We start from the raw sequence: 13,823 nt of genomic DNA, 5'->3' as shown, positions 1-13,823 counted from the left end.
ATAAGAAAACTCTTTTTAATAATACATAAATGAAAAATAAATACTGTTTTCTGTTATTGCCTTTTATGATTTTGTCTTGTTCTAAAAAATCTTTAGAAAAAACGATTGGGCTAGAAGACAAAGAAGAAGTTTCTGAAATAGACGAAACTTTAAAAGTGATTTTAGAGAGTGAATTTTATACTCCACAAACAACCTTTTCTGTTACTAAAAATTTGGTGGATGATTACGCTGTGGACAATTCTTTTGAAACAGATGATAGTCAAAAATTACAACAGGCTATTGATGATGTTTCTGCTTTGGGAGGTGGTAAATTAATCATACCATCAGGAGATTATTCTGTTGCAGAAATCAATTTAAAATCTAACGTACATATTGTAATAGATAGTAAAGCTGTTATCCGTCCATCACTTAGAACTGATGATAAGAATTATATCATGTTTGGGTTTGGAAAAGAATCAGACAAAATAAGCAATGTTAGTGTTACTAGTAATGATGAATTGGAAAAATTCACGGTTGATTTAACACATAATAACAATATCAATGTTGCAGTTTTTAGTCTTGGCAATGTAGAAAATTTCTTTTTATCAAATTTTACAGTATTAGATGATTATACAGATTTTTCGGCTGTTACGGCTGGAATTACTGAATACAATGGAGCATGGTATTTTCCTAAAAATGGAATTGTAAAAAATGCAAATACACTAAATGCAGATTACGGGTATGGAATGGTTCAAATTCAAGCTGGAACCAATATTTTATTTAAAAATTTAGAAGGAACTGGAGGAGTAACTTTGCGATTGGAAACAGGTTGGACCAAAATGAATGATTTACAATTGGGAGGTGTTTCTAATATTTATGGACAAAATATTTCTTGTACTAATGGGAATGCCGCTGTTATGTTTTCTCCACATGCCATGCACAATGGAAAGGCTTATGTAGAAAATATAACTGCTAACAGTTGCGGTTTTGCAGTAAGAATAGAAGGAGGTTTTGTTTCTAAAAAATATACCAATCCAGAATTAGTAGATGGAACTTTTGAAGAGGTGGAAATAAAAAACATTACCACAACTTTTGGAAACAATGCACAACTAAAACCCAAACATTATAAATATATGCCTTGTGAGTTAAGAAATCAAGTAGCAACAGAGCCCATAAAACCAGGAGGGGAAAGCTACAAAGGGCCTTCTATAGCGGGTGTGGTAAATACGCCTAATTATCTAGCAGTTTTACAAGAAAGTGAGGTAATAGCAAATGGGTATATTACAGGTTTTGAAGTGGTAAACGATGAAGAATCAACAACAAATTGTGAATAAAAAATAAATCAAAATAGAATTATGATAAAAAATAAATTTTTGTACGCAGTTCAATTATGCGTGATGATTGGACTTATGGGAGTAAATACACATGCTCAACAAACCAAAAAAACAAATGTTATTTGGATTATTACAGATGAACATAATTTTAGAACTCTAAGTTGTTATAGAGATCAATTAACTCCAGAGCAAGCTTTACAGTGGGGTAAAGAGGCCGTTGTTGAAACGCCAAATATTGATGCTTTGGCAGAAAATGGAACGATATTTAACAGAATGTATTGTAGTGCAGCAGTGTGTACTGCTTCTAGAGCTTCTATGTTTACAGGTATGTATCCAATGACTTTAGGGATTCCTAACAATTCAAATAAAAAAGGGGATGGAAAATATTTAAAACCTAATGTAACTACCATTGCTGATGTTTTATCAGAAGAAGGGTATATGACAGGTTATGCAGGGAAATGGCATTTGGCAGAAAGTAGAGATGAATCTGGGAATAAAGATAAAGACGAATGGTGGTCTCCATATCCAACAGGAGTTCCTACAGATAATTATGGGTTTCAGGATAAAAAGTTTATGTTTAATGGAGGTCATGATAAATTTAAAGGAATAGATGCAGAGGGAAATCCTTACAGAGCAGCTAAGAATCCAAAATTGATAGGGAAGGATAAATATGGGCAGCCTATTTATCAAGATAAAAAATCTAAAAATGTAAAGTTTACAACAGACTGGTTAGGAGATAGGGCTGTTGAGTTTATTGGAGACAATAAAAACAAACCTTTCTTTTATGTAGTTAGTATTCCAGATCCACATACACCTGATATAGCTAGAACTCCATACGATACTTTGTATAATGGAATGAAGGTTGAATTGCCTAAAACATATGATTATGCTTTTAAAAACAAAGCCAAATTACCTAAATGGCAAAGTCCAGATAACAAAACCAATGATGAAGAAAAGTTGAAAAAGAGTATTCAACAATATTTAGGAATGGTAAAAATTGTGGATGAAAATGTAGGTCGTATTATTCAAAAATTAAAAGATGAAGGAATTTTTGAAAACACCATAGTGATGTTCTCATCAGATCATGGAGATTTATTAGGAGAGCACGGACGTGTAAACAAAGGAACTATTCACGAAGCATCTGCTAAAATTCCATTCGTGTTAGCACAAGGAAAAGAAAGTAAAAATCCTTTAATCCCTAGAAAAAAGGTGGTGAATTTAGCAGCAAATAATACCGATTGGATGCCAACTTTTTTAAGCCTGTTAGACATCGATTGTCCTAAAGTTGCAGGAAGAGATATTTCTCCTCTATTTAAAGATGAATTACCAGATAATTGGGATGATGTTACTTTTTCACGTTTAGGTTATTATGCTGCAATTACTAGTAGATACAAATTAAGTATAATGGCTAAAGGTAAACCTTGGTTGTTTGATATTGAAGCTGATCCAGATGAATTGGTCAATTTTATTGATGATAAAAAGTATGCAAAAATAATTGTAAAGTTGGCTAATGATTTAAATACCTATATGGATTTATCTAAAGACAATAACAAGAAAATAAAAGAACAAATAACAAAATTGATTAATAAAAACTCTTAAAAATAGAGGGATTCAATACTAATCAACAATAAATTACACAGAGATAAGTAAGATATACTTAGAGATACTTAAACCTTATTAATCTCTACTAGATTTGTTGCGTAATCAATAAAATATAGAATTAAATGATGAAATTACAAACACTTTGCTTCTTGCTTTTTATGTTTGTTTTCTATGGGAATGCGCAAACTATTAATGTTTCCGATTATGGAATTAAACCAGGGAAGGATGTAACTTTAGAAGTTTATAGATTAATAACATCACTAAAAGGAAAAAAGGAGGTTACCTTATTTTTTCCAAAAGGGAAGTACGAATTTTATCCAGAGAATGCCTATGAAGAATATAGAGCAGTAACCAATCATGATAATAGTTTAAAACATATTGCTTTTCCTATTTATGGATTTCAAGATTTTACTATAGATGGTAATGGTTCTACTTTTAATTTTCACGGAAAAATATGTCCTATTGTTGTAGAAAACTCAGAAAACACAACGTTAAAAAACTTTAAAATTGACTGGGAACATTCTTTTGTGAATGAGTTAAAGGTTATTGAAAATAATAGTAAAGAAAATTCTTTTGTAGTAGAGGTAAACAACGGAAAGTTTGGCTTTGAAGTAAAGAATAATGAAATATTATTTAATCATTACGATTGGCAAGATGTCATAGGTCAAAACATTGCTTTTGATTCTAAAACAAGGGCTCCTATTTGGCATACCAAAAATTATTATTTAAAAGGAAGTTCTAATAAGTCTAAAGTAGAAAAATTAGATAATAAAACGGCAAAGTTTATTAATTATACCGAAGTAACCCCACCTATAGGAACTGTTTTTGCAACATATGGTCCTACTCCAGGAGGAAATAGATTTGCACAAGCCATACATTTGTCAGAATCTAAAGATAGTTTTATAGAAAATGTAACTGTATATGCTGCAGGAGGAATGGCTTTAATTGCCGAAAGATGTGAGAATATTACGGTTGATAAATTCATCGTTACCTCTCGTGAGGATAGATTTTTTTCAACAAGAGCAGATGCTACACATTTTTTAGGATGTAAAGGGATGATTAAAGTGGAAAACTCTTTACTAGAACACATGATGGATGATGGAATTAATGTGCATGGTGCTTATGTAAAAGTGGAGAAGTATTTGGGAGATAATACCTTTTTGTGTGAGATTAGTCATGTACAGCAAGCGGGAATTGTTTTCTCTGAGCCAGGAGATAAGGTGGCATTAATTTCTAGAGAAACCATATTACCTCTTTATGAAACTACAGTTACCAAAACTCAAAAATTAAATGAAAAAAGGTTTTTATTAACGGTTGCTCAAGTGCCAAAAGAAATGCCAAAAGGACTTTTGTCTTTTGAAAATTTGACATGGAATCCAGATCTATACATGAGTAACAATACTATTAGAGACAATAGAGCTAGAGGCGCTTTAATTACTACAAAAGGTAAGGTAGTGATAGAGAATAATTATTTCTCATCACAAATGCATGGTATTTTAATTGAAGGAGATAATAATAAATGGTATGAGTCCGGAGCAGTAAAAGACATCACCATCACTAATAATACTTTTGAAAATATAGGATACGGTACGGGTGAACATTATCCATTATTTATTGGGCCAATGTTTACACCTAAGCAACATTTAGGAACTGAAAAATATCATAGAAATATTAATTTCACTAATAATACCATAAAAAGTTATAATGGTTTATTAGCACATGCAATGTCTGTAAGTCAATTAAATATTCAAGGCAATAGAATTACATTTAGTACCGATTACCCAGAAGGTTCTAAATTACCTTCAGTAGATTTAATTTACTGCGAAGATGTTTCTATAAAAAAGAATAGTTTTAAAAACTTTAGTTGGCCTTTGGTTGTAAAAACATCAGATGATGTTAGTAATTTAAGTGTAAGTAAAAACAAAGGACTTTCTAAAAAATAGTATTAATACCTCCCTAATTTTTTTAAAACTAAAATAAAGACTTTACTTTTTTAAGTAAAGTCTTTTGTTTTTTATAAAGCTTATACTGTATAAAAAGACTGGAATATAGCAAACTATACACAGAGGAACATTTTTTTAACAGTTAGATACATTATAAAAATGTTTTTTGGCTTATTTCGTAGTAATTAAATGATGTTATTAAAATTTTATAATGAAAAAATATATCTTATTTGGTTTATTAGTCTTTGGTGTAGTCAATAGTTATGCTCAAAAATCAGGAACTCAACCCAACATTGTGCTGTTGTTTGTAGATGATTATGGTTGGGCAGACATAGGTTATAGAAATAGTTCTTTTGAAACCCCAAATTTAGATCAGCTAAAAAAAGAAAGTTTAGATTTTCAAAGAGCTTATATTCCTACCCCTACATGTAGTCCTAGTAGATTGTCTTTATTAACAGGTAAAGAAGCTGTTCGTTTGCAAATGGTAAGGCATATTGCTTTGGATCCTAAAAATCCTGATGCAAAATATGCAATGTGGAAAACAGACCCTGTGCAAATGCCATCTTTAAATTATTTGCCGTTAGATGAAACTACCTATGCAGAAAAAATTAAGGAATATGGATACTACAATCACTTTATAGGGAAATGGCATTTAGGTCATACAGGTCGTTACCCTATAGATCAAGGGTTTGATAGCGAGTTTGGAGTAACAGATGCAGGACATCCAAAAAGTTATTATTATCCATTCTTTAAACCTTCAGAAGATCCAAAAGGATTTATGAAAGGTTTTAAAAAAGGAGATTATTTAACAGATGTTTTAACAGATGGAGCTGTTGATTTTATTAGCGGTTATAATAAAAAACAACCCTTTATGTTAACGTTTTGGTACTATTCTGTACACGGACCTTCTGTAGGTAGAAAAGATTTGTTAAAAAAATATCAAGATAGAGGAATTACTGGGAAATATGCAGATCATCATGCTATGGTAGAAGCTATGGACGAATCTGTGGGAAGGGTCAGAAAAGCCTTAAAAGAAAAAGGAATTGAAGACAATACCGTAATTATTTTGTTATCTGACCAAGGAGGGGCTTATACCAATGCTCCTTTAAGAGGAGGTAAAAAAGGAGGCGATACTTTAGCAGAAGGAGGAGCACGTGTTCCGTTTATGATTAAATATCCTGGAATTACCAAAGCGAATACCGAATCTTTTGTACCTGTTCAGTCTATTGATGTGTTTCCTACTGTTGTAGAAATTGCTTCAGGAAAAAAATATAAAAACAAAAATATTCAAGGAGTTAGTTTAATGCCTTTACTAAAAGGAGAAAGCATTAAAGACAGAAACTTGTTTGGATTTAGAAGTTACGAAGATCAATATACTTCTATCATTCGTGGAGATTGGAAAATCATCAAATACCATTCAGGAAAATATCAAATGTACAATGTTAAAACAGATCCTAGTGAATTACATGATTTGATTGGTACAGGATTAAAAATGGAGAAAAAGTTAAAAAGAGATTTAGCAAAATGGGAAAAGAAAGCCGTACCTGCTTTTGGTCTATATCAATTAAAAGAATAGTAGCATGAAGAGTTTAAAACTAGGAATAACTTTAGTTTTATTAACAAGTTTATTTGCTTGTAATACGCAACAAGAAAATAAAAAACAAGTTGTAAAAAAGCAGTTAGACAAACCCAATATTATTATTTTATTGGCGGATGATTTAGGTTATGGAGAATTAGGTTCTTATGGTCAAAAAGTAATCAAAACCCCGTTTTTAGATGAAGTAGTTAAAATGGGAATGCGATTTACTGATTTTTATGCAGGGACTTCTGTTTGTTCTCCTTCTAGAGCTGTTTTAATGACAGGTAAACACACAGGTCATTTAAGTATTAGAGGAAATAAAGGAGCCATAAACGGAAAGTGGGATAGAGTGCCTTTACAAAAAGATGAAATCACTATTGGAGAAGTATTGCAAGATGCAGGTTACCAAACAGCCATGATTGGAAAATGGCATTTAGGAGTACCAGAAGATACTTCTACTTGGGCAAAAGGAAGAGGTTTTGACTATGCTGTGCAAGAACAGTGGGGAGAAGATAAAAACGGAAAAGAAATTGATGAAAGAGTACATTGGGTAAACAACAATCAAGATTCTATTTTTTACAACTACAACAATTACCAATGTTTAGATGAGTTTAGAACTAATTTTGCATTAGATTATTTAGAGAAAAAATCAGAAGAAAAACCATTCTTTTTATACATGTCTTACAGAATTCCACACGCACATGAATTCTTTTTAAGCAAAACAGACTTGTACAAAGATAAAATAGAAGAATGGCCAGAAATAGAAAGAAGACATGCGGCTAGAATTACCATGTTAGATGAGCAAATTAAAAGATTGTTTAACAAGCTAGAAGAAAGAGGAGAGTTAGAAAATACTTTAATTTTAATTTCTAGTGACAATGGACCAACAGCAGAAAACCACCATGATTATAAGTTCTTTAATAGCTCTGGAGGTTTAAAAGGATATAAAAGAGATGTGTACGAAGGAGGAGTAAGAGTTCCTTTAATTGCTTATTGGAAAAACAAAATAAAAGAAGGAGCAACCACTAATTTCCCTGCTGCGTTTTATGATGTAATGCCAACATTAGCCGAAGTAGCAAAAACAAAAACGCCTAGTAATATTGATGGTATTTCTTTCTTACCACATTTGTTAGGAAAAGAACAAAAGCAAAAGCATGAATTTTTGTATTGGGAAATTCAAGAAGGGCAATCTGTAAAAGGGTTTAGACAAGCTGTTAGAATGGGGAATTGGAAAGCAGTTCGTTATGCGGATAATTACCATACAGAGTTGTATGATTTAAGTAAGGATTTGTATGAAACGACAGATCTTTCTAATGAACATCCGGAGTTAGTTGCCAAAGCCAATACTATTTTAAAAAAAGAAAGTAAAGTGAACCCTCATTTTCCTTTTTCAGGAGGAGTTTTCAAAAAATAATCATTCAACTATGAAAAAAATAATTTTATACAGTGCTGTTTTATTGAGTGTAAATTTAATTTTTGCTCAAAAAAATAAATCAGAAAAACCAAATATCATCTGGATTATGGCAGAAGATATGAGTACAGATTTAGAATGTTATGGTTTGCCAGATGTTAAAACACCTAACTTAAACAAAATGGCATCCGAAGGAATTAGATTTAATAATGCCTTTGTAACCAATCCTATATGCTCTCCTAGTAGATCTTCTATGATGATAGGAACTCATCAGGTAAAAACAAACACACATAACCATAGAAGTAACAGGAATGTGCCTTTAGATACTCAATTTAAACCTTTCACCAAATTATTAAGAGATGCTGGGTATACTACTATTTTAGGTCACCACGGAGTAATGAATAAGGGTAGAAAAATTGATGTGAATTTTAAGAATAAACCTATTGGTGAATGGGATGGTAAAACCAAGTTTGGACTTTTTGATAAGTACGATACTTTTGAAAAAGAAGATCAACCTTTCTTTGCTCAAATTCAATGTGTTGTTACTCACAGAGGTCCTTGGTGGAACGAGGTTAGAGAACAGTCTAAGCATCCAGTAAATCCTAAAACAGTAAATATGCCTCCATATATGGCAGATCATCCTGCGGTTAGACTAGACTGGGCTAAGTATTTAGATCAAATAGAGTACATGGACAATGAAGTTGGGATGATTTTTAAGGAGTTAGAAGAAAAAGGAATGGCAGATAATACAATCGTTATTTTTATTGGAGATAACGGGCGTTGTAACATTAGAGGAAAAGGATATTTACAAGATCCAGGATTAAGAATTCCTTTGTTAATTCACTATCCTAAGAATATAAAAGCAGGACAAGTTAGCAATCAAGTAGTTTCTGCTACAGATATCACGGCAACTATTGTAGATTATGCAGGAGTTAAAGTTCCAGATTATATGACAGGTCAACCAATTTTTAGTAAAAAATTTGATAGAGAATACGTATATGGAGCAAGAGATTTATGGGATGAAATTGAAGAGAAATCAAGAGCGGTTACTTCGGCAGATTGGTCTTATATTAGAAATGACAAGCCAGAAGTTCCTTATGATGCTCATCAGGCATATTTAGAGTTTTATAGACCAGCAGTACATGTAATGAGAAAACTGTATAAAGAAGGAAAGTTAAATGAGAATCAAAAACCATTTTTTGAACCTTCAAAACCAGTAGAAGAATTATATGATTTAAAAAACGATCCTTATCAACTACACAATTTAGCAACCAATCCTAAGTATGCTAAAATTCTAAAAAAACTGCGTAAAGAAACCATTTGTTTTGATAAAAAAATGGAACCTGTAAGTGATATTTATGAACCAATTATTACTAAGGGACCAGAACTAGTAGAGTGGGTAAAAAAAACATATCCTAAAGACTATCAAAGAATGGTAAATGGAGAAGAAATAGGTTATAAGCACTTTTCTAATCTGTACAAAAAGTATCATAAAAATTAACAATTATTTTAAAACTTATGGAGTTACTATCTAAAATAAAAATATTCATTCTAAGCCTTTTTGTTGGGGTTTGTTTGTTTTCATGTCAAAAGTCCAATAATGTTCATTTTAAGATAAATTCTGAATGGAAATTTAAACTCTTAGATAAAGATGATAATAATGAAGCTCAATTTGAAAATGTAGATTTTAATGATTCAAATTGGGAAACTGTAAACTTGCCTCATACAGCTCATCTAGAGCCTCTTATAGTTAATAATCAATGGCAAGGTATCTGTTGGTATAGAAAATCTTTTGATTTGCCACTAGTAGATGATGACAAAAAAGTGTTTGTAGAGTTTGAGGCGGCAATGAGTCATTCTGTTATTTGGATTAATGGAGTAGAAGTAGCTATGCACAAAGGAGGTTATTTACCAGTAGTGATTGATGCTACTAAATATATTGTTAAGGGACAAACAAACACGATTGCTGTTAGACTTAATAATACAGATAACCCGCTAACTGGACCAAAACCTTTGGCAAAGTTAGATTTTAATATGTATGGAGGTTTGTACAGAAACGCTTGGTTAAGTGTTAAGGACAAATTGTATATTTCTCACCCTGCAATAGCAAATAAAGTTGCTGGAGGAGGAGTATTTATTACTTATCCTAAAGTTTCTAAAGACTTATCAGAAATAGCAATTAAGACTAATGTTGTTAATGAATTTACAAGTGATAAAACGATCAAAGTCACCCAAAAAATATTATTTGATAATAAAGAAGTACAAAGCAAAACAACATCAGATATTTCTATTCAATCAGGAAAAGATATAGATGTTAGTATGAATATTACGTTACCAAACGCTAAGTTATGGTCTCCTAAACAACCAAATTTATACAGTTTAGAAACTTCAATAATAGTAGATGGAAATATAATAGATCAAGAAACAACACGTTTTGGAATTAGAAAATTTGAGTTTAAAAACAAAGAATTGTTTATTAACGGAGAAAAAACCTTTTTAAGAGGGGTAAATAGACATCAAGAGTATCCGTTTGTGGGTTATGCACTTTCTGATAATGCTCAATATCGTGATGCAAAAAAAATAAAAGATGCTGGTTTTAATTATATAAGGTTATCTCATTACCCTCAATCACCATCTTTTTTAGATGCTTGTGATGAATTAGGATTGGTTGTTTTAGATGCTATTTTAGGATGGCAATACTACTTAGATAACGATCAGTTTAGAGCGTATTGTTACAAATCGGCAGAACAATTAATTCGTAGAGATAGAAATCACCCATCAGTGTTGGCATGGGAAGTATCTCTTAACGAAACGCAAATGCCAGTTTTCTTTATGGAGGAGTTAGATAGAATTGTACATGCAGAATACCCTGGAGAAAATGTGTACTCTAGTGGTTGGATGGACGATGTATATGATATTTATTTACAAGCAAGACAACATAGAATATTGTCTCCTCACAAACTTAAAGACAAACCTTATTCAGTTTCAGAATATGGAGATTGGGAGTATTATTCTAAAAATGCAGGGTTAAATCAAGATCAATTACCGAACGATTTACGAGATGAATTTAGTAGTAGACAAAAGCGTGCATTTGGAGAAGAGCGTTTATTAAGACAAGCAGCCAATGTACAAGAAGCTCATAATGATAACTTACAGAATACAGTAGCTTTTTCAGACAGTTATTGGGTGATGTATGATTATAATAGAGGATATCATAACGATATAGAAGCATCTGGTTTGATGGATATTTTTAGATTGCCAAAATTTGCTTATTATTTTTATCAAAGTCAAAGAGATATAGAGGATGGAGCTGTAGTAAAAATTGCTTCTTATTGGAATAAAAAATCTCCATTAAATCTAAAAGTATATAGTAATTGTGATGAACTTGCCTTGTACTTAAATGATGAGTTAATAGGAAAACAAAAACCAGATACAGATAAAAATTCATCAGATTTGTCACATCCTCCTTTTACATTCAATTTAAAAAGCTTTAAAGCAGGAACTTTAAAAGCTGTAGGTTATGTAGATGGAAAAGAAGTAAAGATTGATGAAGTAACAACACCAGGAAATCCAACAGCATTAAAAATTTGGATAGACACCTCTGGAAAAAAGCCAGAAGCTGGAGTAAATGATGTTTTATTTGTATATGTAGCAGCCGTTGATGAAAATGGAACTATTGTCCCTGATTATTCAGAAAAGGTAACTTTTGAAATAGAAGGAGATGCAAGCATGCAAAATGTAGGAGAGATAAAAGCCGAAGCCGGAATTGCAACAGGATTGTTAAAAATCGGAACTAAAAAAGGTAAAATTAAAATTGTTGCAAAATCGAACAAGATTGAGCAAACTTATGAGATAAACCTGTAAATGTAATATTAACAGGGTTTTAAAAGGACTTATTCTTTATGAATAAGTCCTTTTTTACTTATAGATACAATTAATTTACAAAAGGAAACATTTATCTTTTATTAAAAAACAATCTTTGCTAGAGGCAAGTAATTAAAATTAAGAATGAAAAATACTAAAAAGAATATTTTAGGTTTGATAAAAAGTTTTTGGGTAGTACTATTTGTATTTACTACAAATTCATTTGCTAAACCAACAGCTGTGGAGCCTATTGTTTTTAAAACAGATATTGCTGAGGACGCTACTCCAGCTGTTTTAAATAAAATTTTAAATTTAAATAAGGAGCAAGAAAATCAAATTAAATTTGAAAAAGGTATCTATCATTTTTATTCTGATAAAGCACTAGAAAAGTTTTGTTACATTTCTAATCATGACGATGTAATGGTAAGAACTGCTTTTCCAATTTTTGATTTTAAAAACATCACTATAGATGGTCAAGGATCTACCTTTATTTTTCATGGAAAAATGGTTCCTTTTTTAATTAATAGTTCTAAAAATGTTACGGTTAAAAATGTATCTGTAGATTGGGAAATTCCTTTTCATAGCGAAACAAAAATTGTAGCTGTTGATGAAAAAAACAAAACTTTTGATATGACCATTTCGGATAAATATCCTTATGAAATTAGAAATGGAGAATTGATTTTTATAAAAGAGTTTTACGAACATAATTTAGGCCAAACTATATTGTATGATCCTATTAGAGAGGCAATTATGTTTGATACCGAAAGTTATACAAACCTAACAACTATTAGAAAAAATAATGTTTCTAGAAATCTAGATAAAATTAAATACAAGTACGAAGTAGATGATAGAGGAAAGTTGTTTAAAGATTATGGAAAAGAAAATAATCTAATAGTAAAGGAGTTAAAACCAGGTTTGGTAAGGGTTTTTAACCACAAAAAAAAGTTACCTCCTGTAGGAATGATTTTAACGGCAAAAGGAGATCAAAGTGTAAATAGATTGGCCCCGGCCTTTAGAGTAACAAATACTGATGGCTTTAATGGAACCAATGTAAATATTCATCACGCTGGTGGAATGGGGATTATTGCAGAAAATTCATCAGATTTAATTTTAGATAATTTTAATATCACTCCCTCTCATGGTAGAATGGTATCTGCAACTGCTGATGCTACACATTTTGTAGGGTGTAGAGGAAAAATAGTATTGAGAAATTCCACTTTTCAAAATCAGTTAGACGATGCGATGAACGTTCACGGAACCTATCAAAAAATTGTTGATGTTTTGGGAGGGAATAAAATAGGGGTTAGAATGGGACATTCGCAACAACAAGGTTTTCAAATAGGAAAAGAAGAAGATCTTATTGGTTTGGTTAGATTGAGTGATTCATTTTTTCCGTATCACAAATTAACTATTAAAGAGGTTCAATTCATTAACGGACGATACCAAATTATAACTTTTAATGAAGAACTACCTAAAGAAATTAAGACAGGGGATTTAATTGAAAATTTAGATGCATATCCAGATTTGTTAGTAGAAAATTGTACCATTAGTAATAATAGAGCAAGAGGGTTATTAATATCTAATCCCTTAAAAACAATTGTAAGAAATAACTTTTTTAGTACAGAAATGGAAGCTATTTTAATTCCTGTAGAAAGTGGACATTGGTACGAATCAGGTAATGGAGCTAATATTTTAATAGAAAATAATACTTTTCAAGACTGTACACATAGTGGTCAGAACAGAGGAGTGATTCGTTTTGTTACTGATGATGATAATGAAAATATTGCGTTTAAAAATATTAGTATTATCAATAACACCTTTAATCAATTTGATAATTTAATCTTAGAGGTTGCCAATACAGATGGATTAATTTTTTCTAAAAATACAATTAGTAATTCAGGAACTTTTAAAATATTGCATCCAGAAAACCCTGCAATAACTGTTAAAACATCAAAGAATATCACCTTTAAAAAGAATAAGTACAAAGGAAAAGCAAAACAAATTTTAGTAAAAGACAATCTATTACCAAAGTTGAAATTTAAATAATAGATAAATAAAAAAGTCATTACTACCATCTGTTTTGATACTAACTCGTAAAATAAATATCCAGT

The 13,823-nt window shown here is 31.1% G+C and carries 8 protein-coding genes; all 8 read left to right on the top strand.

The window, feature by feature from the left end:
• Window positions 1-29: 29 nt before the first annotated feature.
• The 8 genes from AXE80_RS07990 to AXE80_RS07955 all read left to right on the top strand — a co-directional run bounded on the left by AXE80_RS07990 (window position 30) and on the right by AXE80_RS07955 (window position 13,758).
• On the top strand, window positions 30-1,313 hold the full coding sequence (locus AXE80_RS07990) for a pectate lyase family protein (protein ID WP_157359375.1): 1,284 nt from the start codon (window positions 30-32) through the stop codon (window positions 1,311-1,313).
• Between the two features lie 21 nt (window positions 1,314-1,334).
• Window positions 1,335-2,912: a sulfatase family protein gene (locus AXE80_RS07985; protein WP_068826108.1), complete on the top strand. Its 1,578-nt coding sequence runs from the start codon at window positions 1,335-1,337 to the stop codon at window positions 2,910-2,912.
• Between the two features lie 125 nt (window positions 2,913-3,037).
• Entirely contained in the window at window positions 3,038-4,858 is a 1,821-nt protein-coding gene (locus AXE80_RS07980) for a right-handed parallel beta-helix repeat-containing protein (protein WP_068826106.1), read from the top strand.
• Between the two features lie 211 nt (window positions 4,859-5,069).
• Entirely contained in the window at window positions 5,070-6,434 is a 1,365-nt protein-coding gene (locus AXE80_RS07975; protein ID WP_068826104.1) for a sulfatase, read from the top strand.
• Between the two features lie 4 nt (window positions 6,435-6,438).
• Complete coding sequence (locus AXE80_RS07970; RefSeq protein ID WP_068826102.1) at window positions 6,439-7,851, top strand: arylsulfatase; 1,413 nt, start codon at window positions 6,439-6,441, stop codon at window positions 7,849-7,851.
• A gap of 10 nt (window positions 7,852-7,861) precedes the next feature.
• Window positions 7,862-9,349: a sulfatase family protein gene (locus AXE80_RS07965; protein WP_068826100.1), complete on the top strand. Its 1,488-nt coding sequence runs from the start codon at window positions 7,862-7,864 to the stop codon at window positions 9,347-9,349.
• A 17-nt stretch (window positions 9,350-9,366) separates the two neighbouring features.
• Window positions 9,367-11,712 (top strand): glycoside hydrolase family 2 protein, encoded by a 2,346-nt coding sequence (locus AXE80_RS07960; RefSeq protein WP_068826098.1) that lies wholly within the window; start codon window positions 9,367-9,369, stop codon window positions 11,710-11,712.
• 144 nt (window positions 11,713-11,856) lie between these two features.
• A complete protein-coding gene (locus tag AXE80_RS07955; RefSeq protein ID WP_068826096.1) occupies window positions 11,857-13,758 on the top strand; it encodes an alpha-1,3-galactosidase-related protein in 1,902 nt (633 codons plus the stop codon).
• The last annotated feature ends 65 nt before the right edge of the window (window positions 13,759-13,823 follow it).

Source organism: Wenyingzhuangia fucanilytica (genome assembly GCF_001697185.1).
Taxonomy (GTDB): Bacteria; Bacteroidota; Bacteroidia; order Flavobacteriales; family Flavobacteriaceae; genus Wenyingzhuangia; species Wenyingzhuangia fucanilytica.
This window is presented reverse-complemented; position numbering and strand designations above follow the sequence as displayed.